At 64.9% G+C, this 23,187-nt stretch carries 21 protein-coding genes; 17 read left to right on the top strand and 4 right to left on the bottom strand.

Translation table 11 applies throughout. The annotated features are described in order from the left end of the window. Positions 1 to 3: 3 nt before the first annotated feature. Both BMI91_RS18420 and BMI91_RS18415 read right to left on the bottom strand, forming a co-directional pair. Positions 4 to 843, bottom strand: a complete 840-nt coding sequence (locus BMI91_RS18420; RefSeq protein ID WP_078606186.1) for a heme/hemin ABC transporter substrate-binding protein — start codon at positions 841 to 843, stop codon at positions 4 to 6. Beyond that, positions 840 to 1,883: a hemin-degrading factor gene (locus BMI91_RS18415; protein WP_093477281.1), complete on the bottom strand. Its 1,044-nt coding sequence runs from the start codon at positions 1,881 to 1,883 to the stop codon at positions 840 to 842. Before BMI91_RS18415 ends, BMI91_RS18420 begins: the two co-directional genes overlap by 4 nt. 208 nt (positions 1,884 to 2,091) lie before the next feature. Here BMI91_RS18415 and BMI91_RS18410 point away from each other — a divergent pair, with 208 nt between their 5' ends. From BMI91_RS18410 to BMI91_RS18380, 7 genes are all read left to right on the top strand, one after another. After that, a complete protein-coding gene (locus tag BMI91_RS18410; RefSeq protein WP_078606185.1) occupies positions 2,092 to 4,191 on the top strand; it encodes a TonB-dependent receptor domain-containing protein in 2,100 nt (699 codons plus the stop codon). A 74-nt stretch (positions 4,192 to 4,265) separates the two neighbouring features. Continuing rightward, positions 4,266 to 4,598 (top strand): hypothetical protein, encoded by a 333-nt coding sequence (locus tag BMI91_RS18405; protein ID WP_146684156.1) that lies wholly within the window; start codon positions 4,266 to 4,268, stop codon positions 4,596 to 4,598. Next, positions 4,595 to 5,275, top strand: a complete 681-nt coding sequence (locus tag BMI91_RS18400) for a MotA/TolQ/ExbB proton channel family protein (RefSeq protein WP_078606183.1) — start codon at positions 4,595 to 4,597, stop codon at positions 5,273 to 5,275. The genes BMI91_RS18405 and BMI91_RS18400 overlap by 4 nt, the downstream gene beginning before the upstream one ends. A gap of 1 nt (position 5,276) precedes the next feature. Beyond that, positions 5,277 to 5,651 carry an ExbD/TolR family protein gene (locus BMI91_RS18395; protein WP_244176684.1) on the top strand — a complete coding sequence of 125 codons (375 nt, stop codon included), beginning with the start codon at positions 5,277 to 5,279 and terminating at the stop codon, positions 5,649 to 5,651. Further along, positions 5,648 to 6,034, top strand: coding sequence for an ExbD/TolR family protein (locus tag BMI91_RS18390; RefSeq protein ID WP_078606182.1), 387 nt, complete (start codon positions 5,648 to 5,650; stop codon positions 6,032 to 6,034). The genes BMI91_RS18395 and BMI91_RS18390 overlap by 4 nt, the downstream gene beginning before the upstream one ends. Further along, complete coding sequence (locus BMI91_RS18385; protein WP_078606181.1) at positions 6,031 to 6,867, top strand: energy transducer TonB; 837 nt, start codon at positions 6,031 to 6,033, stop codon at positions 6,865 to 6,867. Before BMI91_RS18390 ends, BMI91_RS18385 begins: the two co-directional genes overlap by 4 nt. 151 nt (positions 6,868 to 7,018) lie before the next feature. Further along, complete coding sequence (locus BMI91_RS18380; protein WP_078606180.1) at positions 7,019 to 8,638, top strand: Na/Pi cotransporter family protein; 1,620 nt, start codon at positions 7,019 to 7,021, stop codon at positions 8,636 to 8,638. A 477-nt stretch (positions 8,639 to 9,115) separates the two neighbouring features. Here BMI91_RS18380 and BMI91_RS18375 read toward each other — a convergent pair whose 3' ends face one another. Then, on the bottom strand, positions 9,116 to 10,882 hold the full coding sequence (locus BMI91_RS18375) for an extracellular solute-binding protein (RefSeq protein WP_078606179.1): 1,767 nt from the start codon (positions 10,880 to 10,882) through the stop codon (positions 9,116 to 9,118). Next, on the bottom strand, positions 10,855 to 11,775 hold the full coding sequence (locus BMI91_RS18370; protein ID WP_078606178.1) for an NAD(P)-dependent oxidoreductase: 921 nt from the start codon (positions 11,773 to 11,775) through the stop codon (positions 10,855 to 10,857). The genes BMI91_RS18375 and BMI91_RS18370 overlap by 28 nt, the downstream gene beginning before the upstream one ends. Before the next feature lie 204 nt (positions 11,776 to 11,979). Here BMI91_RS18370 and BMI91_RS18365 point away from each other — a divergent pair, with 204 nt between their 5' ends. From BMI91_RS18365 to BMI91_RS18320, 10 genes are all read left to right on the top strand, one after another. Then, complete coding sequence (locus tag BMI91_RS18365) at positions 11,980 to 13,047, top strand: 2,3-butanediol dehydrogenase (protein ID WP_078606177.1); 1,068 nt, start codon at positions 11,980 to 11,982, stop codon at positions 13,045 to 13,047. Positions 13,048 to 13,080: 33 nt separating this feature from the next. Further along, positions 13,081 to 14,154, top strand: coding sequence for an SDR family oxidoreductase (locus tag BMI91_RS18360; RefSeq protein WP_078571707.1), 1,074 nt, complete (start codon positions 13,081 to 13,083; stop codon positions 14,152 to 14,154). 10 nt (positions 14,155 to 14,164) lie between these two features. Further along, the gene (locus BMI91_RS18355) at positions 14,165 to 14,449 is read left to right on the top strand and encodes a YciI family protein (RefSeq protein ID WP_078606176.1); all 285 of its coding nucleotides are present in this window, start codon (positions 14,165 to 14,167) and stop codon (positions 14,447 to 14,449) included. Beyond that, the gene (locus BMI91_RS18350; protein ID WP_078606175.1) at positions 14,449 to 15,483 is read left to right on the top strand and encodes a Gfo/Idh/MocA family protein; all 1,035 of its coding nucleotides are present in this window, start codon (positions 14,449 to 14,451) and stop codon (positions 15,481 to 15,483) included. Before BMI91_RS18355 ends, BMI91_RS18350 begins: the two co-directional genes overlap by 1 nt. 1 nt (position 15,484) lies before the next feature. Then, the gene (locus BMI91_RS18345; RefSeq protein ID WP_078606174.1) at positions 15,485 to 16,465 is read left to right on the top strand and encodes a zinc-dependent alcohol dehydrogenase; all 981 of its coding nucleotides are present in this window, start codon (positions 15,485 to 15,487) and stop codon (positions 16,463 to 16,465) included. Between the two features lie 28 nt (positions 16,466 to 16,493). Then, positions 16,494 to 17,522 (top strand): ABC transporter permease, encoded by a 1,029-nt coding sequence (locus BMI91_RS18340; RefSeq protein WP_208607997.1) that lies wholly within the window; start codon positions 16,494 to 16,496, stop codon positions 17,520 to 17,522. Next, on the top strand, positions 17,509 to 18,576 hold the full coding sequence (locus BMI91_RS18335) for a substrate-binding domain-containing protein (RefSeq protein ID WP_078522954.1): 1,068 nt from the start codon (positions 17,509 to 17,511) through the stop codon (positions 18,574 to 18,576). The genes BMI91_RS18340 and BMI91_RS18335 overlap by 14 nt, the downstream gene beginning before the upstream one ends. An 84-nt stretch (positions 18,577 to 18,660) precedes the next feature. Then, positions 18,661 to 21,183 carry an ATP-binding cassette domain-containing protein gene (locus BMI91_RS18330; protein ID WP_208607996.1) on the top strand — a complete coding sequence of 841 codons (2,523 nt, stop codon included), beginning with the start codon at positions 18,661 to 18,663 and terminating at the stop codon, positions 21,181 to 21,183. Between the two features lie 60 nt (positions 21,184 to 21,243). Then, positions 21,244 to 22,308: a maleylacetate reductase gene (locus BMI91_RS18325; RefSeq protein ID WP_078606172.1), complete on the top strand. Its 1,065-nt coding sequence runs from the start codon at positions 21,244 to 21,246 to the stop codon at positions 22,306 to 22,308. 14 nt (positions 22,309 to 22,322) lie between these two features. After that, positions 22,323 to 23,180: an intradiol ring-cleavage dioxygenase gene (locus tag BMI91_RS18320; protein ID WP_078606171.1), complete on the top strand. Its 858-nt coding sequence runs from the start codon at positions 22,323 to 22,325 to the stop codon at positions 23,178 to 23,180. Positions 23,181 to 23,187 lie beyond the last annotated feature (7 nt).

Here is a 23,187-nt window from a genome sequence, read left to right as displayed (position 1 = left end):
GCCTCAGCCCTCGGCCTCGGGATAAAGCGCTGCATGCAGAGCTTGCGCGGCCTGCGGCGTGCGCGGCCCGAAGCCCAGAAGCAGCATCCCGTCCATCGCGACCAGCGCGCCGTCTCTGGCTGCGCGGGTCTGCCCCAGCGCGGGATGGGCGAGGATGTCGCGCTTTGTCACCGCCATCTCGCCCTCGCGATCCATCGTCAGGATCACATCCGGATCGGCGGCGAGGATCGCCTCGTCGGTGACGGGCTTGTATCCGGCGAAGCTCGTCGCGGCATTCACCCCGCCCGCAAGCTCGATGATCGCCTCCGCCGAGGAGTCTTCGCCCCCCGCCATCACGCGGCCATTCTGCAGAGACAGCACGAAGAGCACCCGCTTGGGCGTGGCGACAGCGCCCGCCGATTTGCGCACCGTGTCCATCTCGGCGTCGAAACTGGCGGTGAGCCGTTCGGCTGCCTCTTCGCGGTCAAGCGCGGCGCCCACGACCGCGATCTTCTCGCGCACGCCCTGCACGCTCGGATTGCCCGGCAGCGCGACGAAATCGACGCCCGCCGCCTTCAGCGTCTCCACCGCCTCGGGCGGGCCTGCCGTGGCTTCGGCGAGGATCAGGTCGGGAGCGAGCGCCAGCACACCTTCCGCCGAGAGCGCGCGGACATAGCCCACATCGGGCAGCTCGGTGATGCGCTCGGGATATTGCGAGGTGGTGTCGCGCGCGACGAGCCGATCTTGTGCGCCAAGCGCCACGACGATCTCTGTCACCGCCCCGCCGAGCGAGATCACGCGGGCGGGCTCGGCCAGTGCGGGGCCTGCAGTGAGGAGGGCGGCGATCAGGGCAAGGCGCTTCATGCCTGACCCTCCAGACGCGGCAATGCGCGGATCGTCGCGTTGAACGCCTCGACGCCGCCATCCTTGCGCGAGGCGAAGATCTGCGTGATCAGCGCGCCGTGCTTGTCGAAGGCTTCGAGACTGAGCGCGGGGCCGTTCTTCGTCGGCTTGTCGACCAGCCAAACCTCGGCGATGTGATCGCCGCGCAGATGCAGGTTGAAGCGCGGGTCGAGCACGTTGATCCACGGGCCCATCGGCTTCACCGTCTCGATCGTGCCGCCGTGGATCTCGATGCAGCCCGCATTGCCGACGAAGATCATCAGCGGCGTCTGATCAGTTGCGCAGCGGGTCAGCAGCGCCTCGACCGCATCGGGGGCCATCTCTGTGGCATAGGGCGTGCCCGCGATCCGGTAGGCGCCAAGCCGGTTCATCTTCAGTTTCGAGACCAGCCGCAGGAACTGATGCGTGTCGGTCAGCTTGTCCCATTCCGCGCGCAGGGTTTCGGTCTTCTCGGGCAGCGATTTCGCGGCCTCGACCTTGGTGCGGGGCGCAAGGTCGAGCTGATCCGACTGTTCGGGCAGGCGCAGCGCCGCGACCAGCGCGTGGAAGGCCGTCACGTCGCTCTCGGGTTTCAGATGCACCTTGTGGATCGCATCGCCCGCCCGGTCGAACACCTGGATCGAGCGTTTTTCGCCATCCTCCAGCGCGAAAGCAAAGGCCCAGTGCTGCGCGAAGAGACGTAGGTCGATCTCCTTGCCGAGCATCATCTGTGCATGCGCGCCCGAGTGATACTCTTCGTAAGTGCCGCGCCGCTCGATCACGCAGCTCTCGTTGCGGGTCAGCGCCATCACGTCTCCAAGCGCGGTCAGGCGCGGCATGATCGCATCGGGATGGGCTTCGATCGCGGTGGCGGTGGCGCCGATCTGGGCGGCGACCAGTTCGGCTTCCGCGATGCCATGCTGCGAGGCGAAATCGCGCGCGCGCATATCGGGGCGTTCAGCGCGCAGCGCGCGGATACCTTCGGGGGAAAGCTGTTGGGGCAGGGTGCCGTCTGCGGGCATGGGGGAGTCCTCTCGTCGTTTTCGCAAAGGGCGCGAATCTGGCGAGAGGGCGGGGCCTCGGGCTGGGCGCGGATGGGATCAAATATATCTCAGGAATATACTTGACTAGTTTTGTCGGATTCTCTAGCTGGTCAAATCATCGAAATCAAGACAGTTTCTGCGCTGCCAGCGTCACGCCAGCCCCATGCAGACCACGAAGGGGACAACCATGGCTACGACGCCTCGCGCCGCGCGGATGCGGCTTTTCACGACAGTTACCAGCCTCGCGCTGATCGCCGCCGCAGGTCCGGCACTCGCACAGGAAAGCGGGTCCGATGACGGCTACACGATGCTGGGCCGCCTGATCTATGGCTGGGGTACGCCGAAAGTAGCGATCGACACGCCCCAAGCGGTGACGGTGATCGACCAGCAGGACCTCGACAAGGAACAGCCCCGCACGATGGGCGACCTGTTTGCTGACGTGCCGGGCGTTCAGGCGGCGGGCGCCTCGGCGCGGATGCTGGGGCAGGCCTTCAACATCCGCGGTATCGGCAATGCCGAGCAGACCGGCAGCCAGAACCGCATCATCATCACCGTCGACGGCGCGGTGAAGTTCTTCGAGCAGTATCGCACCGGCTCCTTCTTCGGCGATCCCGAGCTTTACAAGCGCGTCGAAGTGCTGCGCGGTCCGGCTTCGTCCACGATGTATGGCTCGGGCGCGATCGGCGGCGTGGTGAATTTCACCACCAAGGACGCCACCGATTTCATCCCCGAGGGGCAGACCGGCGCGGTCCGGCTCAAGGGCGCGTATGACAGCAATGGCGACGGCAAGATCGGCACGCTGACCTATGCCCAGAAGCTGGGCGAGGATGCGGATATGTTGTTCAGCTATTCGCAGGGCACGTCCGACGACATGGAAGACGGCGCAGGCGAGACGATCCCGGCCACCGCAGGCGATCGCTGGTCGGCGCTGCTGAAATCGAACTACTATTTTGGCGAGAACCGCGATCAGCGCCTGACGTTTTCCGCCTCGCGCACCGATAGCGACCTGAAGGATGCGGCCGTCGCGCAGACCGGCGGGGCGCTGGCCTCGGCTTTCGGCACCTCGGATCTGCATGCGATCGACGACACGCTCAGCCTGACCTACGCCAATGAAGGTGTGGGCAACCCGTGGCTCGATCTCGAAGCGCAGCTGAGCTACTCGAAAACCTCGACGGAGCGGGACAATTTCTCGCTCGGGATGATGTGTTCGGCGGGCCGTTTCTCGGTGCTCTGCCCCAATACGGCGAGCTACGAGACCACCGCGCTCAAGCTCGAGAACACCGTCGAGATGTCGCGCGGCGCGTGGGAGAATTACCTCACCTTCGGCACGCAGCTCTCGCATCAGAACCGCTACGCGAATTCCTCGGTGGGCGAGCCTGCCTTCCACCCCGGCGGCACTGAGGACAAGCTGGGCCTCTATGTGCAGGGCGAATTCGTCTGGAACGACAAGCTGACGATCACGCCGGGCCTGCGCGTGGACCGGGCGTGGCTCTCGCCCGATGCGGCGGCGGCGGCCCAAGGCGGCACCGATCAGGACGGCACGGCGATCTCGCCTAAGATCGCGGCGCTTTATCAGTTCAACGACACTTGGGGCGTCTTCGGCTCGCTCGCGCGGACCGAGCGGATGCCGACGCTGGACGAGCTCTATCAGACCGACGGGATCGGGGCGGCGGGCCGCACCGCCAGCCTCAATCTCGACAAGGAGAAAGCCACCACGGTCGAGCTGGGCGTGACCTATCAGACCTCGGGCCTGCTCTCGGAAGGCGACAGCCTTTCCGCGAAAGCCACGCTGTTCCACAACGATCTGACCGATCTGATCGCGGCCAACCCCTCCGGCTCGGTCGGCGTGCCCTATTTCCGCAACGTCGATTCCGCGAAAATCTGGGGCGGCGAGATCGAGGCGTCTTACGAGGCCGATCGCTGGTTCGGGCAGCTCGCCTATTCCAAGGTGAAGTCGAAAGACGAGGCGACGGGCCAGACCCTCACCGACACGCCCGCCGAGAATATCGCGCTGACGTTGGGGGCGAAATTCCCCGATCAGGGCGTGCGCACAGGCTGGCGCGTGCAGGGCTTCAGCGGGATCGAGACGGCGTCCGCCTCTACCTCCGCGCCGGGCTACGCCACGCATGATCTCTTCGTCAGCTGGAAACCTGAACGGCTCGCCGGGATCGAGGTGAACCTGACGGTCGAGAACGTCTTCGACCGCGAGTATCGCAACAACCTCTCGCTCGACAACGCGCCGGGCCGGAACGTGAAACTCTCTGTCGCCAAGGCCTTCACATGGTGAGGGCGGCGTTTCTGACACTGCTTTGCGCGTGCCTCCCTAATGGCATCTCCGCGCAGGGCGCGCCCCGGCTCAGCTTGACGCTGGCCGGGGCAACCGAGGCCGAGGACGCTTGCCGGTTGAGTTTTCTGGCCGAGAACGGGCTGGGGAGCGATCTCGATGCGCTGGTGGTGGAAGCGGTGGTCTTTACCCGCGCGGGCGCGGTCGAGCGGTTGTTGCTCCTCGATTTCCGCGACCTGCCCGCGGGCAAGCCCCGCGTGCGGCAATTCGATCTGGCGGGGATGCGCTGCGAGGCGCTTGGCCAGATCCTGATCAATGGCGTCGAGAGCTGCGAGGGCGCGGACGAAGCGGCCTGCGCGAGCGCTCTGGAAACCGGCTCGCGCGTCGACGGAACGGAGGTGACGGGATGATCTCTCTTGCGGCAATCCAACAGGGTTTGAGCGATTTCGTCGCGCTCGGCGGCTGGGTCGTGGCGCTGCTGCTATGTGTCTCTGTGATCGCCGGGGCGGCGGTGCTGTGGAAGCTCTGGCATCTCGCAAACCTGCGGATCGGTGCTCACGCGCGGTTGGCGGCTGCGCTCGATCTGTGGCAGGCGGGCCAGCGCGGGGCGGCGCGCCAGAGCCTCGCGTCCGCCCGCGGTCCGCTGGCCGAGCTGACCCGCCGCGCGATGGCGGCCCCCGAGCCGCAGGCTCTGCGCTCGCGTCTGCAGACCGAGACCGAAATCCAAGCCGCGCGCAGCGAAGCCGGGATGCGGCTGCTGGACGCCATCGCGCAGACCGCGCCGCTTCTGGGCCTGTTCGGCACGGTTCTGGGCATGATCGAAGCCTTCCAGACCTTGCAGAGCGCAGGTGCTTCGGTCGATCCGGCGCAGCTTGCGGGCGGAATCTGGGTGGCGCTTCTGACCACCGCGCTCGGCCTCGGGATCGCGATGCCGGTCTCGCTGTTTCTGTCCTTCGTCGAGAGCCGCATCGCCCGCGAAAGCCAAACGGCGGCGCTGATGATCGAGGCGCTCTGCGGCCCGGCGCTGCCCGAGGGCGCACGTGCCCGGGCCGAACGCAATCGCGCCGTGCAAACCGCCGGGGAATGACATGCGCAAGCCGCTTCGCCGCCGCAGCCTGTCGATGACCTCGCTGATCGACGTGATCTTCCTGCTGCTGATGTTCTTCATGCTGGCCTCGAGCTTTTCGCGCATGACCGAATTGCCGATCGCGGCGCGCGGGGCAGGGGGCGCGGCTGCGCCCGAGAGCAAGCTGGCCTTCCTGCAGCTCGGACCAGAGCGGCTCAGCCTGAACGGCGAAGCGGTGGAGTTGGACGCGCTGGAGGCGGCCTTGCGGGACGATTTCGGACAGCCCCCGCCGCGCCTGCTGGTCAGCCTCGAGCCTGACACGTCGAGCCAGCGGCTGGCCGATCTGTTGGTGCGGCTGCGCGCGGTGCCGGGGCTGCAGGCGGAGGTGCTGGGATGAGCGCGCGTTTCACCCGCCGGCGGAGCGAGCCGATCCTGACCCTGATCAACGTCGTCTTCCTGCTGCTGGCCTTCTTCCTCGTCGCCGGCACGCTGGCCGCGCGCCCGCCCGCCGATCTGCAACTGGTCGCATTGCCGGAAGGCGCTCGCGCACCAGAGCCGGGCCGGGTGGCGCTGAGCGCGCAGGGCGATATTCTCTGGCCCGAGGGCGTCGCGGATGCGTCCGCCTTCATCGCGCAGCTTCCGCCCGAGGCAGGCGGCGTGGCCCGTATCCTGCCCGATCGCGCGGCGCCCGCGCCCGCGCTCGTGGCGCTGGCCCGCGATCTCAGCGCGGCGGGGGCGCAGGGCATCCGCCTCGTGGCGGAACGGGGAGAGGCACCATGAACCGGGGCGCGCTCATCGCCTGCGCGGCGCTTGCGATTTCCGCCGGGCTGCATGCGCTGGGACTGGCGCAGACGCCTGTCGCCGCGCCGGAGCTGCCGCCCGCAGGCGGGCAGGCCGCGCAGGAGGCCCCGCTTCTGGGCAATGATTTCGCCGATCTCGCGGCAGGACGCGCCACGCCTGTTACGCCGGAGCGCGCCGAACCGATTGCCCGAGAGGTCTCGCGCCCCGTACAGCCGGTGACGCCCGCCACACCAGATGCGGCACGCCCGTCCGCGCCCACAGCGCCAGACCGCCTCGCCGCCGTCACCCCTACGCCCGAGACTCTGCGCGCCCAGAGCACGCTCGCCCCGCAGCAAAGCCAGCGCCCCGAGGCACGCCCCGAACGCCCCGCGCCGCAGCAGGTCGCCAAGCCCAGCAAACAGGCCCAAAGCGAAGCGAGGCCCACACCCCCAAGCAACGCGGGAAATGCCGCCCGCGATGCCCGACGCGGCTCCTCGCAAGGCGCGACCAAGGCGCGCAACACCGCCGATAAAGGCCAGCCCGCCAAGGCCCCGAGCGCCGCCCGGTCCGGCCAATCGCCCCGACAATACGCGGCCTCGGTGATCCGCAAGATCCAGTCCACGCCGAAGCGACGCGGGCAGGGCCGGGGGCGCGCGGTGGTCGGCTTCGTGATCTCAGCAAACGGGCGGCTGAGTACGGTGCGCATCCTGCGCGGCTCCGGCTCCTCGGGCCTCGACGCGGCGGCGCTCGACCATGTCCGCCGGGCCGCGCCGTTCCCGCCGCCTCCGAAGCCGGGAATGAAGTTCTCCTTCGAATTTATCGCCCGCGGTTAAGGCCGCGGCCCTAAAACGACCCGGAGGGCAACTTGCACAGGTCAGTCAGAACCGGATTCATCCGGTAAAACAGAGCTTTGCGCGGCGCTCTTGCCAGCGCTTGAATTCCGTTTCGCGCGGTCGCATTCTCGACGGCAAAGGGTGGAAAGCCATGTCCGAGACACTGTCGGCACTGGGCGGAATCGGGTTGTTCCTGCTCGGCATGAAGATAATGACCGAGGCGCTGCGCGAAGCGGCTGGCGCGAACCTGCGCCGCCTGCTGGCACGGTTCACCACCACGCCGCTCAAGGGCGTGGCGAGCGGCTTGGTCACGACGGCAGTGATCCAGTCGTCTTCGGCGACCACGGTGATGACGGTCGGCTTCGTCGGCGCGGGGCTTTTGAGCTTCACACAGGCGCTCGGCGTGATCTATGGCGCCAATATCGGCACCACCGTCACCGGCTGGATCGTGTCGCTGGTGGGCTTCAAGCTGAAGCTCGGCGCGGTCGCGATGGGGCTTTTGTTCTTCGCGAGCCTGACGCTGTTTCTCTCGCATGGTCGCGCGGCGCGCATCGGGCGCGTGCTTGCGGGCTTCTGCCTGCTCTTCATCGGGCTCGACATGATGCAGCAGGGCATGTCGGGGGCTGCGGACTGGATCACGGTGGAGCGCATCCCCGGAACCGGGGTGGGCGGCTTGCTCGCGATGGCGGCGCTGGGGCTGGCGGTCACGGTGGTGATGCAATCCTCCTCGGCGGCGATTGCGGTGGTGCTGGTGCTGGTCAGCAATGGCGCGCTGCCGCTCATTCAGGCGGCGGCGGCGGTGATCGGGATGAACCTCGGCACCACCTTCACTGCGCTGATCGCCGCTTTCGGGGGATCGCGGGCGATGCAGCAGACCGCAATCGCGAACCTGCTGTTCAATTGCGGGACGATGGTGATCGCCTTCCCGCTGCTACAGCTGATCGCGGGCCCGCTGGAGGCGCTGGCCGCGCGCACCGGGGTGGATACCGCGCTGGTGCTGTTTCACACCGGCTTCAACCTGCTGGGGACGCTGGTCTTTCTGCCCGTCACGCGCCAATTCGCCACGCTCGTCGCGAAGCTGCGCCCCGATCTGGGCGGGCGCGCACCGCCCGAACTCGACCGCCACCTGCTGAGCGACGAGGGCGCGGCGATGCAATCGGCCCATGCGATGGTGATCTGGGCCGCGCGCGAGGTCTTCGCGGCCTATTCTCTGGCCATCGGCCCGGCGCGTGATCTGCGGCGGATGTCGGCACTGGGCCCGCGGGTCGGGATCGCGCTCGATGAGCTGAAGGATTACATGGCGCAGATTTCGGTCCCGCGCGACAAACCCACCGAGGCCGCCGCCTTCGCCGCGCTGATGCATCAGGCCGACCATCTGATGCGGCTGGTGGAGCAGGCCGAACATCGCGGCTACATCGCGATCCTGCTGCGCGGCAAGATCACGCCGCGGCCCGCGCAATGGTTCGCCGCCTGCCTGTCGCCCGAGCGTCCGCTCGATCTGCCGCAGATCGGGGCGCGCATGGCGCTGATGGCCGCGCCGGTGGCCCATCGCTTCGCGCGGCACCGGCGCGGGCTTCTGCTTGGCGAGCATGTCGGGCTCTATACGATGCAGGAGACGTTTCAGGCGACCGACGCGATGCGCTGGTTCACGCGGATCATGCACAACGTCCAACGCGTCGGGGAATATGAGCGCGAGGTTCAGAGCAATCTGGGCCATGAGGCCGTCTCAGCCCCCGAGGCCGCGCCGCCGCCTGCTGCCGAACTCGCTTGATGATATCCCGAAGCGGGCCGATCCGTCCGCTCATGCGGCATGGCGCGCGCATCCCACTGTGCCCCGTCACTTACCCACGGAGGGTTCGTCTAGGGGCTTTGGGGCATCCCGAAGTGGATGACGTATCGACCTGCCATCCAATAATTAGATCCACAACGTTCGTCGAGAATAGCCATATGCAGATCGAGCACGTGGTCCCGCGCTTTCTTCGCTGCAGTCAGCTAGGTCGAGGTAGAAACCCAATAATCGACGTGACGAAGCGCACGCTCGCGCTCCACGAGGGAGAGGAGCACCGTCAGAAATTCCGGGAAGAGCATCAGGATAGCCGTCTCGATGCCGCATGTTGGGCGATTGCTTCAACCTGCAACCCTCGGCATGAACGCTACCCGGGCGCCCGTCTCGGCCGGTTGGATGACCCGGGGCTGGTCAGCCAAGCGTTACTCCCGAGCGCGAGGGGTCAGCCAGCGGGAAGCAGTCTCAGCCCGCGGATCGGACGGCGTCGAGAATTCGGTTCTCCGCGTCTCTCAGGCCGCGTTGGGGCGATTTTCCGTTGAAGACGATGTCGTGGATTTCTTCCCCGAGCGTGCGTTCGATCAGGTTGAATTCCGGCACCGGCGGGCGCGCCCAGGTCACCAGCTCGTTCTTGCGCGCCATCCGGTCGACCATGCTGACGATGGGCGAGGAGGCCAGCGCCTCCGGGTCGGCGCAGACCGAGAAGCGCGGAGCCACGGGGAAGCCGTTCTTTACGTGCTCTTTCATCGCCTCGGGCGAGACCATCCATGCGATTGCATCGATGATCTGCTTCTGCCGCGCGGGCTCCACATAGGCGGGGATCGTCAGAAGGAAGCCGCCGATCGGGGCCGACACGCGACGCATCCGGCGCGACGGTGGGGGCAGGTAGGCGACACGTCGTGCCACCCGAGAGCTCAGCTCATGCTCGAAGCGCGCCGCGCGCATCGTCCAGCAATAGGCAAGCGCGGTCTGACCCGACATGAAGTAGTGGATCCGCCGTTCCCAATCCATCGTCGCGATGTCGGGGGGCGACACCTCGACGAGCTGCTTCATGTATTCGATCACTTCGAGCGCGTCTTCGGTGTCGATCTGAAGCTTCAGCTTCTCGAACGTGTCGAAGCTCCAGCTCTCCTGATTGCGCAGCGGCATGTCGATGACGGTAGTCCGGCAGGCCGCGAGGAAGAACATGAAGGAGTTCGCGATGGGCATGCCGCGCTGACCGTTCCACGCGATGCCGTAGAAGTCGTCCTGCGGGTTATGGAATTCCCGCGCGGCGGCGATCGTCTCGTCGAAGGTCTTTGGATAGGCGAGGCCGCGGCTCTCGAACAAATCCTTGCGGGCCGCGAGAATCTCGATCGTGCAATAGAGCGGGATGCCGTATTGCGTCCCTTTCCAGTTGCCGGTCCCCCAGACCGAAGGATGGAAATCCAGCGCGTTGATCGCGGCATCCGAGATCAGATCGTCCAGCGGGGCGAGCTCCCCACGCTCCGCGAATTCCCCGAGCCACGGCATGTTCATCGCGACGACGTCATAGCACGGCGACATTTCCGAAAGGGTGCGCCGCGTGTTGGCATAAAGGTCTGGCAGACGCTGAAGATCGAAGCTGCTGCGCTTGCCGAAATCGTTGCGGAAGTCGGACCACATATTGCGCATCGCGATGAAGTAGTTGTCGTCGTTCAGCAGGAACTTGATATCGCCAAGGTTGATCGAGGAGATGTCCTCCCCGCGTACGGGGGAGATGATCTGCGAGGCGAAATAGCTGCCGCCGAAATAGTATTCGCTGGTCTCCATCCCGCGCCGCAAACCGAAGGTCTTCGCCAGGTGCCCCTTCACGTAGCTCGCGTAGTCCATGAAGGTGTTGAGCAGGGTGTCGGAGGGTTCGAGGAAATGCGTCTTCAGGCCGTTGCCGCGCGGCACCTGCCGGATCAGGCCGTCCTCAATCATCTTCAGGATCATCCGGTTGCCGGTGCTGTAGGGCACATCGGCGAGGCTGATCAGGCCCGACTTGTCTATCGGGTTCACGCGCAGATGCGCATCGACCAGTTCGAGTGTGATGTTGAAATACACGTCCGGTTTGCCACCGGGCATGTTCGCGTCGAAAGGCGCACGAAGCTGCCGGAGGAAATCGACGATCCGGGACAACTCGTGACTTGTGAGTTCAGCATCCTGAGGTTGCATAGCCTCCGAATGCTGCTCCGCCAATTTCATCTTGTCGACAACTTTTCCTGCCATTTCACCAATGCGAAGAAATCTTCGTCCTGCATACCCGCGTTCGAGGCGCTTCTATAAAGCTCGAGGATCAGGCCGGTTGTCATCAGCGGCACGCTGTTGCGTCGGGCGGCTTCGCTGATGAGCGTGAAGTCCTTGATCATCTGAGACACTGTGAAAGCGGGCGTGAAGTCATCTTCGACGACCGGCTTCTGCTTATATTTGAACAGCGGCGAGGCCACTGCGCTTTCGCAAATTACATCCATCATATCGGCTCGGGTCAGGCCGCCGCTGGCGCCTATGGCCAAGGCTTCGGAGAGCACCGCGGAAGAGGCGCCGACCAGAGTGTTCAAAACGAGCTTCATGTAGCGCGCTTCTTCGCCATTTCCGAGGAAAAATTGCCGTGCAGAGAGTTTGCGGATGTAGGGGAGCGCTTCGTCCCAGCCCTCGCGGTCGCCCGAGGCGAGCACGGTGAGCGCGGCACTCGCCGCCATGTCTGTGCTGCCGGAAAGCGGCGCTCTGACATAGTTGATTTTCTTGGCTGCGAGAACCTTCGCAACGCTTTCGGAGCATTCGGGGGAGACTGTGCTCATCTCGACCAGCGTCGCGCCCGCGGGCAAGGTGGTTGCGAGGCCTGCGTCTTCGCCATTGCCGACGACATCCAGCAAAGCCTGATCGTTCGGCAGCGTCGAGAAGACGATACCCGCATTAGCAAAGTCCGAGATCGACGCGGCCTCGGATGCGCCCAATGCGGTCAGCCGATCGCGACTGTCCTTCGCCGGATCGGAGACAAGAAGTTTCGCGCCACTCGCTACGAGGTTGCGCGCCATGGGGCCGCCCATTTTGCCCACGCCGATCCAGCCAAGCGTCTGCTGCGTATCGATCTGATCAGTGTCTGCCACCTGGGTCTGGCTCATGCTTATATCTCCCACTTATGTGTTGGGCCGACATTACGTCGCCAAAACGGTGGTGATGGATGTAATTTATCCGAAGCGGAAATTTTTCTGCAGTGATGGCCGGATTGGTTTGTTACGAATCGTCGCAGCCAAATGGCGATCTCGATGTCGGGGTGATCCCGGCAGACCCAGAGGATCGCGAGACTTGGAAAGGGAGGAAAAGCTTTGAAAGCTGTTCGTTTTCACGGAGCGAAGGACATCCGCGTCGAGGATGTCGAAGAACCGTCGAGCAAACTGGCGCCGGATGACGTTCTGGTCGCGCCGATCGTGACCGGCATCTGCGGCACCGATCTTCACGAATATATCGCGGGGCCGATCGTCACCCCGTCCGAACCGCATATCTATACTGGCGCGTCCAACCCGCAGATTCTTGGCCATGAATTCTCCGCCAAGGTTCTCGCAGTGGGCGACGAGGTCAGCAATGTCTCGGTCGGCGAGCGCATTTCGGTTCAGCCTCTCGTGGCGCCGCGCAATGACTACTATGGCAAGCGCGGCCTCTATCACCTCTCGCCGCAACTGGGCTGCATCGGCCTGAGCTGGGCCTGGGGCGGCATGGGCGAGAAAGCCGTCATCAAGGATTACAACGCGCAATCCGTGCCCGAGGGGCTGACGGATGACCAGGCCGCGATGATCGAGCCGGCTGCGGTTGCGCTTTACGGCGTGGATCGCGGCGGCGTCGAGGCGGGCTCGACCGTTCTTGTCTCGGGTGCCGGTCCGATCGGTGCGCTGACGGTGCTGTCGGCCCGGGCGGCGGGTGCGAGCACGATCATCGTGTCGGAGCCGAACCCGAACCGTCGCCGGATCATCTCGGAAATCGCGCCCTATGCGCATGTCGTCGACCCGCGCAGCGGCGAGCTGCCGACCGTCGTCGGCGATCTGACCGAAGAGGGCGTCGGCGTCGATGTCGCGCTTGAATGTGTCGGGCTCGAAGCCTCGCTCAACGCCTGCGCCGAAGCGGTGCGCCGCCAGGGCAAGGTCGTGCAGGTGGGGCTGCACATGAAACCCGCCAGCATCGATGCGATGCTCTGGGCGCTCAAGGACATCTCGGTCGAAGCGACCTGGTGCTACCCGACGCAAATCTGGCCCCGGATCGGCCGCATGGTCGCCTCGGGCAATTTCCCGATCGAGAAAGTCATCACCTCGCGGATCGCGGCGGAAGATGTCGTCGACAAGGGCTTCGAGGCGCTTCTCGATCCTGCCGGGGAACATCTGAAAATTCTCGTCACCACCTGACGAAACGGAACTGCAAGAAAGGGGCGAAGACCCATGGCTGAACAGAATATTGCGTTGATTGTCGGGGCGACCGGCCTCTCGGGCAGCTACACCGCGCGCGAATTGAAATCTCACGGCTGGACGGTTGTGACGGTGTCGCGCAGCGATGTCGATCTCGAGTGGTCCGACCGGCACATTGCCGCAGACCTGACCGATGCGGAAGCCAGCAAGGCCGCGCTGGCTGCGGCCAAGGACGTGACGCATGTGTTCTATTGCACCTGGTCGCGTCAGGCCAACGAGGAAGAGAACGTCCGCGTGAACGGGATGATGGTGCGCAACCTCTTCGAGGGCATCGCAGGCGCGCCGATCAAGCACGGCGCGCTGGTGACGGGCCTCAAGCATTACCTCGGTTCGTTCGACGACTACGCCAAGGTCACGCCCTACACGCCTTTCCTCGAGTCGAGCCCGCGTCTGCCGGGGCCGAACTTCTACTACGCGCAGGAAGATGTGCTGCTGGAGATGGCCGAGAAATACGGCTTCACCTGGTCGGTGCACCGCCCGCACACGATGATCGGCTTTACCGTCGGCAACTACATGAACATGGCAGTGACGCTCGCGGTCTATGCCTCGATCTGCAAGCACACCGGCAAGCCGTTCCTCTATCCCGGTTCGCCCGAGCAATATAACGCGGTCACCGATGTGACCGATGCGCGCATCCTCGCCAAACAGTTCTACTGGGCCGCGACGACGCCGGAAGCTGCGAACACACCCTTCAACACCGCAAATGGCGATGTCTTCCGCTGGACGTGGCTCTGGGCGCGGATCGCCGAGTATTTCGGCCTCGAGGTCGCGGAATACCCCGGTCACACGACGCCGCTCGAAGAGCAGATGGCGGATGCGCCCGCAATCTGGTCGGAGATGGTGGCTCAATATGGGCTGCAGGACATCCCTGTGACCAAGCTCGCCTCGTGGTGGCACAGCGACGCCGATCTCGGCCGCGAGCTGGAATGCTTCACCGATATGACCAACAGCCGGAAGCTGGGCTTCGACGCCTATCAGAGCACGCCCGACAGCTTCTTCGACGTCTTCGAAGAGCTGCGCGAACGCAAGATCATCCCGGCGAAGTGAGGAGACTGAGATGCATTACGTAATCCATTGCCTCGACCATGACGGCGCCGTCGATAAGCGGCTGGCCAATTACGAGGACCACAAGGCCTATCTGGCCCAGGCACCGGTGAAAACGGTGATTTCGGGCCCGCTTCTGGGCGACGACGAAGAGACCATGATCGGCAGCTGCTTCGTCCTGGAGGCCGACAGCCTCGCCGAGGTCGAAGAGTTCAACCGCAACGACCCCTTCGCGAAGGTCGGTCTGTGGAAGTCCGTCTCGATCCGTCCGTTCTCCAAGCGCGTGGATAACCGCTGATGTCGGGGCCGGTAAAAATCGCCCTTGTGGGCATGGGTTGGTGGGGGCAGAAGATGCTCGCCGTTCTGTCGAGCGCCCCCGACGACATCACGGTCGTCCGCGCGGTGGAGCCGAACATGGACGGGGTGCGCGATCTCTGCGCCGAGAAAGGCGTGACTCTCAGCGCGGATTACGCCGATGCGCTGAACGATCCCGAGGTCGAGGCTGTCGTGCTGGCGACGCCGCACTCTCTGCACACGGATCAGATCGCCAAGGCGGTCGCGGCAGGCAAACATGTCTTCTGCGAAAAGCCGCTCGCACTCACCGCCGAAGAAGCCGCCCGTTCGGTCGCGCTTTGCGCCGAGGCCGGGTTGGTTCTCGGCATGGGCCACGAGCGCCGCTGGGAGCCGCCGATCGCCGAGATGCTGGCGAAGGCCGATGCAGGAGAGCTGGGCCGTATCCAGCAGATCGAGGCCAATTTCAGCCACGACAAGTTCGTCGGCATGGACCCGAGCAACTGGCGCGTTCAGGCGAGCGAAGCACCCGCAGGCGGCATGACCGCGACGGGCATTCACCTGCTCGATCTGTCGGTCCGCCTTCTGGGCCGCGCGGAAAGCGTGCTGTGCATCTGCGAGCAGCTGTCTTCGGAACTGCCGCAGGGCGACACGGTCGCGGCCTATGTGAAATTCGCCGGGGGAGGGACCTCCTACGTGTCGGCTTCTCTGTCGAACCCGTTCATGTCCCGCTTCACGGTCTATGGCTCGAAAGGCTGGATCGACATCCGCGACAAGGCGCATGTCGAGGCGCCGGATGGCTGGATCGTCACCTCGGCTATGGCTGGCGGGCCGATCGAGACCGTCGAGATCGGCAAGGCCGAGCCCGTGAAGGACAACCTGGTGAGTTTCGCCCGCGCCGTGCGCGGACAGGAAACCTACCCGATCACCGCCGATCATCTGGTCGACAATATCGCGCTGCTCGAGGCGGTCTTCGCCTCCTCCCGCAGCGGTCAAATCGAACGCGTGGCGCAACCCGCCGCAGCGAAAGTTGGAGCCTGACATGAAAGCCCTGATCTTCGACGAACCGAACAAGCCCATCGTGACGCAGGTGCAGACGCCCGGCATCACGGACAACGAGGTGCTAATCCAGTCGCGCCGCGTCGGGATTTGCCACTCGGATTACGAGCTGCTGGCCGGTCAATACATCATCCCGATTTCCTATCCGGTCGTTCCGGGCCACGAATGGGTCGGCGAAGTCGTCGAGGTCGGGAAGAATGTCGACGGGCTCAAGCCCGGCGATCGTGTGGTCGGCGAATGCGTGATCAACACGCCCGAGCGTATCCACCACTTCGGCTTCTCGATGGACGGTGCGGATCGCGAATTCTTCGCGGCACGTCCCGAATGGCTGCACAAGCTGCCCGATGCGGTGGACGACGCGAAAGGCGCGCTGATCGAACCCTTCACCTGCGGTTATTACGCGGTGCTGCGCCATGGTGGCGTCTGCGCGGCGGATACGGTCGTCGTCTCGGGCGGCGGCACGATCGGCCTCGTCTCGGCTGCTGCCGCGATCGGCATGGGCGCCCGCGTGATCGTGGTCGACCCGGTGCCGCTGCGCCGCGAGATCGCGATGAAGCTCGGTGCGGACGGCACGATCGATCCGACCGACGGCGATCCGATCGAAGCGGTGCAGGAGATGACCAAGGGCGGCGCCGATCTGGTGGTCGAATGCGCGGGCCATCCGGCCTCGCTGGCCAATGTCTTCGACTATGCCCGCGACGACGGGGATGTCTCGATGGTCGGCATCAATATCGGCCAGAAATTCCCGGTCGAGCTGGGCAAGATCCAGATCAAGAACCTCAACGTGAAAGGCTGCATCGGCTCGCCCGGCGTCTGGCCGGCGGCGATCCGGTTCCTGGAACGCACCGGGCTCGATCTCTCGCCGATCCAGACCCACAGCTACAAGATTGATGACGCGATGACCGCGCTGGATCTGGGCAAGTCGCCCGACAAGGCGGTCAAGGTCACCTTGGAAATCAGCTGAGACGCGACGCGAGGGAGGAGGAGAAAACATGGCTGAGACGACGCCGCATAGCTTCGGAGGTTCGATGGGACTTTCTTCGATGTCCCTGTCGAAGGGCTTCGTGACCATCGTCGCCTCGACGCTGGCGCTCATCCTCCTTTGCATCATCTTCGCACCCTCGGCGGTCACCGCCGGGTCGCTGATGGGCAGCCTGCCTTTCGCGGCGGTGCTTGGCATCGTCGGGCTCGGCCAGATGCTGGTGGTGCAGCAGGGCGGCTTCGATCTGTCGGTGCCGGGCTCGGTATCGCTCGCGGTGGTGATCGCGACCCACATGCCCAATGGCCAGGATGCGGGACTTCTGCCTGCACTTATTATCGCGGTCGGTTTCGCGCTCGCCGCGGGGGTGCTCAATGGCATCATGGTCGCTTATTTCCGCCTGAACGCGATCGTCGCGACCATCGGAATGAACGCGCTTCTGTTCTCGGCTGTCTTCGCGATCTCGGGCGGCGTGCCGCGGATCACGACGAACTTGCTGGCCCATATCGCGGGCGGTCAGACCCTGGGTATTCCCCATTCGGTGCTGTTCGCACTCGCCATTCTGGCCCTCGTGTCCTTCGGCCTGAAAAAGACGGTGGTTGGCCGTCGCTTCGAGGCGATCGGGGCCAATCCCAAGGCGGCCCGCGCGGCGGGGCTGAGCGTCAAACCCTATCAGGCGATGGCCTATGTGGCGGCGCAGATCCTTTACTGCACCGCGGGCATCCTGATCGCAGGGATCACCCGCGAACCCACGGCATTTCAGGGCAACAGCCTGCTTCTGCCCTCGGTCGCCGTCGTGGTGCTGGCAGGGACATCGCTTCTGGGAGGGCGCGGCTTTCCGATCTCGGTCGTGATCGCCGCCTTCTTTCTCAATCAGCTCAGCCAGTTCGCTCTGTCGATCGGTGTGCCTTACTCGGCGCAGACCATCGTGCAGGCGCTCGCTCTTGTATTCGGCATCGGGGTCTACTCGATCGAATGGACGACCCGTTTCAAGAAAGAACAGACAAGTTCTACAGAGGAGGAGAACCATGAAACTGTCTAACCTGAAAGGATGCGCTGCCTATATGGCGCTGGGGCTTGGAATTGCCCTTTCGGCCTCGGCGGCCAGCGCAGAGGACGCACCCTCCTGGTGCGGCCCGAACAAAGCCTCGCTGGCGCTGCTCGACGGTTTCGGGGGCAATAGCTGGCGTCTGGTGACGACCGCTTCGGGCAAGGAGGAAGCCGCGAAGTGTCCGAGCATCACCGACTACTACTATGCCGACGGTCAGGGCGACACGCAGAAGGCGATCTCCGACATCAACTCGATGGCGGCGCGCGGTGTCGACGCGATGGTCGTCTTCGGCGATGCCGGCCCGGCAATCCTGCCCGCGTTGACCAAAGCCTATCGCTCCGGCGCGGTCGTCGTGCCCTACCGCGTGAATGTTGGCGGTGAGGCTGGCAAGAACTACACCCGCTTCGTCGGTGCCGACTTCGTCTATGATGGCGAAAGCTGGGGCAAGTGGATCAAGGAGAACTTCCCGGACGGCGCGAACATCCTGTTCCTGTCGGGCCCGGCGGGCAACAGCCAGGGTCTGGACGAGCTCAAGGGGATGAAGAACATCCTCGACGACAGCTACAAGTTCCTGAACCCGGACCCCTTCGCGGTCACCAACTGGGATCCGTCCCTGACGCAGCAGGTGCTGTCGGCCGCCATCGCGCAGCATGACAATATCGACGTCATCGTGTCCGACTTCGGTCCGTCGCTCGTGGGCGCTCTGCCGGTGTTCGCGAATTTCGACCGCTCGATCCCGGCGCTCGCGACGTCCGACGGCAACTCGCTCGGCTGCTTCTGGGAGAAGACCCACGCGGACAACCCTGATTTCAAGCTCTTCACGGTCGCGACCGGCAACGACAACGTTCGTCTCGCCGTGCAATGGGCGATCGCAGAAGCGACCGGTGGCACCCCGCCGTCGGAAGAAATCTTCAAGGCTCCGAACTTCGAGGACTCGACCGATGGGGATCCCAACCCCGTCCAGTGTCGCTCGGATCTGCCCGGCGCGATCTATCTCTCTGCTCAGCTTTCGGGTGACGAGCAGGCGAAGGCCGTCGGCCAGTAACCTCCCCTGTCTCCGGGCGGCGCGATCCGCCCGGAGATACCCGCGCCAACCCCTCAGATCGGCGGAACTAAACGGATGATAGCATTGGCTGAAATCGAACCGATGGAGAAGGCGGACGGGCTCCGCGAAACGTCAACGGGCACCCCCGTGATCCGCTTGCGCGGCGTGTCGAAATCCTTCGGGGCGGTCCGCGCCCTGAGCGACGTGAGCGTCGACATTCACGCGGGCGAAGTGCACGCGATCCTGGGTGAGAACGGGGCCGGGAAATCGACCCTGATGAACCTGATCACCGGCGTTCTGCAGCCCAGCACCGGCCGGATCGAATTCGATGGGCGGGACGTGATGCCGCTCTCGCCGGAAAGCTCGTCGGCGCTTGGCGTCGCGATCTCCTATCAGCACCCGGCGATCCTGCCCGACATGACGGTGCTCGAGAACCTGCAGGTCTCGCTGCCTGCCTCTGTCTTCCAGGGCGACCGCAAGGACCGCGTCGGCCAGCGTCTGCTGGAAGAGGTCGGCCTCGAGGTGCCGCTGAACGCGCGTGTCGATACCCTGACCATCGCGCAGAAACACCTGCTGGAATTGGCTAAGGCGCTCGCCGTCCAGCCCCGTGTGCTTATTCTGGATGAACCGACGGCCGCGCTTGATCAGGACGCGACGGATATGCTTTTCGCGAAGGTGCGGGCGCTGAAAGCCTCCGGCACCGCCGTCATCTACATCACCCACCGTCTCGCCGAGTTGCGTCAGATCGCGGACCGCGTGACCGTGTTGCGCGATGGCCGCCACCGGGGCAGCGCGCCGGCGAGCGAGATCAGCAATTCGCAGCTTCTGGACCTGATCGTCGGGCGCCGTCTTGCCTCTGCCTTCCCGCCGAAATGCGCCGAGGCCAATCCCCCGATCAATTTCGAGGTCGAAGGCCTCAGCGGTCGCAAATTCTCGGATGTGGCCTTCGCCTTCGGACGCGGCCAGATCATTGGCGTCGCCGGTGTCGAGGGTAACGGCCAGTCCGATCTGATGCGCGCCTTGGTCGGCCTTCAGCCCTATCGCGGCGCGATCAAGCTCTATGGTCGCACCCTCTCGCCGAAAGAGCTGAAACACGCGGCGGCCTTCATGCCGTCGGATCGCCATACCGAAGGCCTCGCCGCGGATCTAACGATCCGGGAAAACGCGACCTTCGCCTCGCTCGACAAATATGCCTCGAGCGGCGTGCTGGATCGCGGCAAGGAAATGCAGAAGGTGCAGGAGGTGTTCTCGTCGTTGGCGGTGAAGGCCGCGGGCGTCGAGGCGAAGGTGTCCCAGCTTTCGGGCGGCAATCAACAGAAGATCGTGATGTCCCGCGCGCTTCTGTCGGAGCCGGGCTTCATCGTGGCCGACGAACCCACGCAGGGCGTCGATGTCGGCGCGCGCTTCGAGATCTACCGGATCCTGCGCGAAGTCTCCGATGCGGGCACCCCGGTGATCGTCAACTCCTCGGATGCGGCGGAACTGGAAGGGCTGTGCGACATCGTTCTGGTCATGTCGCGGGGCCGCATCGTCGAGACCCTGCGCGGAGACGACATCACCGAGGCCCGTATCGTGGGGGCTGCGGTCGAGGCAGATACGCATGCGCATCACGTGGCCGAGGAACGGAGCGCGAAAGAGGGCTTCGGCGCGAAGCTGCGCCATTTCGTGCAGACCGATAACGCGACGATCGTGCCGCTTGCGCTGGTGACTGTGTTGCTCGCGCTGTTCGTAAGCGCGCAGAACGAGAATTACCTGTCGTCCTTCAACGTCTCGAATATCCTGATCCTCGCCACCGCGCTTGGCTTCATCGCCCTGGGGCAGACCATCGCCTTGCTGATGGGCGGGATCGACCTGTCGGTCGGGCCGCTCGCCGGTTTCCTCGTCGTGATCGGGTCCTTCTTTATCAACGATGGCAGCCCGGCCACGACGATGGCGCTCGGTTTCGCGCTGATGTTCGGCGCGGCGATCGTCGTCGGCTTGATCAACGGCGTGCTGATCCGCTTCGCCAATTTCACGCCTATCGCAGCCACTTTGGCGATGTTCATCGGTTTGCAGGGCATGAGCTTCGTGCTGCGCGAAGGTCCGGGCGGCTACATCTCCTTCGACGTGATCGACACGCTCACCCGCAGCTTCGGCCCCGTGCCGGTCGCCTTCGTCGTGATGATTGCGATCGCCATCGCGATGGAGCTGGGCCTGCGTCGCAAGCGGGCGGGGTGGCAGCTTCGCGCTGTCGGCTCGCATGAGGAATCCGCGCGGCGGATCGGGATACGCACGGATCGGACCTTCGTGCTCGGCTATATCGCCGTGTCGCTGCTGACCGCACTTGGTGCGATCATGCTGATGGCGCAGATCGGCGTCGGCGATCCGGCGCAAGGCGTGAACTACACGCTGGGCAGCATCACCGCGGTCGTGCTGGGCGGCACCAGCCTTCTCGGCGGGCGCGGCACCTTCATCGGCTCGCTGCTGGGCGCGGTGCTTCTGACCGAAGTGCTCAACGCCGTGTCCTTCCTCGGTCTGTCGCAGGCCTACCAATACGGCTTCCAGGGGGTGCTGATCCTCGTGGCGGCGCTCATCTACACGACCGCGCGTCGGCGCCGCGAGGAGTAACCTCGTGGCCCACGCTGGCTCAATTCAACGCCTCGTCTGTGCGAGGCGCAGGGAGGAACCATGCCTGAAGCGTTCATCTACACATCCACTCCGGGGCGCATCGTCTTTGGCTCCGAGACCTTGGCGAACGTCGCCGAGGAGGTGGAGAGACTGGGCTGCGCCCGTGCACTGATCCTATCGACGCCGTTCCAGAAATCCGATGCCGAGGCGCTTGCGAACAAGCTCGGGGAAATGGCGGCCGGAACGTTCACCGACGCTGCGATGCACACGCCGGTCGCCGTGACCGAGGCCGCGCTCGAAGTCTATAACGAGACCAAGGCCGATTGCGTCGTGGCGCTTGGCGGCGGTTCGACCATCGGTCTGGGCAAGGCCATCGCCTGGCGCAACGACGCCCCGCAGGTGGTGATCGCGACGACCTATGCCGGTTCCGAGGTGACCGATATTCTCGGGCAGACCGAGAACGGGCAGAAGACGACCGTCCGTGATCCCAAGATCCGCCCGGAAACCGTGATCTACGATCCCGATTTGACGCTGGGCCTGCCGGTCGCGATGAGCGTTGCGAGCGGCCTCAATGCAATGGCTCATGCGGTCGAGGCGCTCTACGCGCCCGACGCGAACCCCGTCACCTCGCTGATGGCGGTCGAAGGTGTGCGTGCGCTGAAATCGGCGCTGCCGCGGATCGTCGAGACGCCGGAGGATCGCGAAGCCCGCGCCGATGCGCTCTACGGGTCGTGGCTCTGCGGCACCGTGCTGGGCGCGGTCGCCATGTCGCTGCATCACAAGCTTTGCCACACGCTCGGTGGCGGGTTCGACATGCCCCATGCGGAGACCCACGCGATCCTGTTGCCGCATACCGCCGCCTATAACGCCGGGGCGGCATCTGCCGAACTGGCGCGCGCGACCGAGCTGTTCGACGGCGACCTGGGTGGCGGACTCTACGACTTCGCGCGCTCCCTCGGGGCCCCGCTCGCGCTGGCCGACTTTGGCCTGAAGGAAAGCGATCTGGCGCGCGCCGCCGATATGGCCGTCCAGAACCCCTACAAAAACCCGCGCGAAATCACGCGCGACGGCATTCTCGACCTGCTGACCCGCGCCCATGCCGGTCAGCGGCCCATCACGACCTGATAGGAATGAATGACATGACCCAAGAGCCGAAGATCGCCTATTTCACCGAGGACGCCTCGGTCGAAACCGTCAACGCCCGGGTTTCGGAGAGCACCGATGCGCGCCTCCAGACCGTGATGGCGAGCCTCGTCCGTCACCTGCATGCTTTCGTGAAGGACGTCGAGCTAACCCAAGCCGAGTGGGATATCGCGATCGATTTCCTCACCAAGACCGGCCAGATCTGCGACGAGAACCGGCAGGAGTTCATCTTGCTTTCCGACGTGCTGGGCGTCTCGATGCTGGTCGATGCGATCAACAACCGCCGCCCGACCGGGGCGACCGAGAACACGGTGCTCGGGCCGTTCCATGTCGATGGCGTGCCGGAATACGAGATGGGCGCGAACATCACACAAGCGGGCGGGCGCGAGACCTGCCGCTTCTATGGCACCGTCACCGATCTCGACGGCAATCCGGTCGAAGGCGCGCGGATCGATGTCTGGTCGGACAGCGAGGACGGCTTCTACGACGTTCAGCAGCCCGACATTCAGCCGTGCAACAACAATCGCGGCGTGTTCACCACGGGGCCGGACGGGCGCTACTGGTTCGAGGGGATCAAGCCGGTCTCCTACCCGATCCCCGACGACGGTCCGGTGGGCAAGATGCTGGGCAAGCTCGGGCGTCACCCGTATCGCCCCGCGCATATGCATTTCATCGTGAGCGCCGAGGGTTTCGACCCGGTGACGACCCATACCTTCGTGGCGGGCGACAAATACCTGACCTCGGATGCGGTGTTCGGCGTCAAGGAATCCCTGATCGCCGAGTTCACCCCGGTCGAGAACGGCGAGACGCTGTGGGAGTCCAATTACGACTTCGTGCTGCATCGGACCGAGTGAGCGGGGA

Source organism: Thioclava sediminum, from assembly GCF_002020355.1.
Taxonomy (GTDB): domain Bacteria; phylum Pseudomonadota; class Alphaproteobacteria; order Rhodobacterales; family Rhodobacteraceae; genus Thioclava; species Thioclava sediminum.
This window is presented reverse-complemented; position numbering and strand designations above follow the sequence as displayed.

Coding starts and splice junctions, on each gene's coding strand:
- BMI91_RS18420 (WP_078606186.1), bottom strand. CDS start 843: ATGAAGCGCCTTGCCCTGATCGCCGCCCTCCTCACTGCAGGCCCCGCA.
- BMI91_RS18415 (WP_093477281.1), bottom strand. CDS start 1,883: ATGCCCGCAGACGGCACCCTGCCCCAACAGCTTTCCCCCGAAGGTATC.
- BMI91_RS18410 (WP_078606185.1), top strand. CDS start 2,092: ATGGCTACGACGCCTCGCGCCGCGCGGATGCGGCTTTTCACGACAGTT.
- BMI91_RS18400 (WP_078606183.1), top strand. CDS start 4,595: ATGATCTCTCTTGCGGCAATCCAACAGGGTTTGAGCGATTTCGTCGCG.
- BMI91_RS18395 (WP_244176684.1), top strand. CDS start 5,277: ATGCGCAAGCCGCTTCGCCGCCGCAGCCTGTCGATGACCTCGCTGATC.
- BMI91_RS18390 (WP_078606182.1), top strand. CDS start 5,648: ATGAGCGCGCGTTTCACCCGCCGGCGGAGCGAGCCGATCCTGACCCTG.
- BMI91_RS18385 (WP_078606181.1), top strand. CDS start 6,031: ATGAACCGGGGCGCGCTCATCGCCTGCGCGGCGCTTGCGATTTCCGCC.
- BMI91_RS18380 (WP_078606180.1), top strand. CDS start 7,019: ATGTCCGAGACACTGTCGGCACTGGGCGGAATCGGGTTGTTCCTGCTC.
- BMI91_RS18375 (WP_078606179.1), bottom strand. CDS start 10,882: ATGGCAGGAAAAGTTGTCGACAAGATGAAATTGGCGGAGCAGCATTCG.
- BMI91_RS18370 (WP_078606178.1), bottom strand. CDS start 11,775: ATGAGCCAGACCCAGGTGGCAGACACTGATCAGATCGATACGCAGCAG.
- BMI91_RS18360 (WP_078571707.1), top strand. CDS start 13,081: ATGGCTGAACAGAATATTGCGTTGATTGTCGGGGCGACCGGCCTCTCG.
- BMI91_RS18355 (WP_078606176.1), top strand. CDS start 14,165: ATGCATTACGTAATCCATTGCCTCGACCATGACGGCGCCGTCGATAAG.
- BMI91_RS18350 (WP_078606175.1), top strand. CDS start 14,449: ATGTCGGGGCCGGTAAAAATCGCCCTTGTGGGCATGGGTTGGTGGGGG.
- BMI91_RS18345 (WP_078606174.1), top strand. CDS start 15,485: ATGAAAGCCCTGATCTTCGACGAACCGAACAAGCCCATCGTGACGCAG.
- BMI91_RS18340 (WP_208607997.1), top strand. CDS start 16,494: ATGGCTGAGACGACGCCGCATAGCTTCGGAGGTTCGATGGGACTTTCT.
- BMI91_RS18335 (WP_078522954.1), top strand. CDS start 17,509: ATGAAACTGTCTAACCTGAAAGGATGCGCTGCCTATATGGCGCTGGGG.
- BMI91_RS18325 (WP_078606172.1), top strand. CDS start 21,244: ATGCCTGAAGCGTTCATCTACACATCCACTCCGGGGCGCATCGTCTTT.
- BMI91_RS18320 (WP_078606171.1), top strand. CDS start 22,323: ATGACCCAAGAGCCGAAGATCGCCTATTTCACCGAGGACGCCTCGGTC.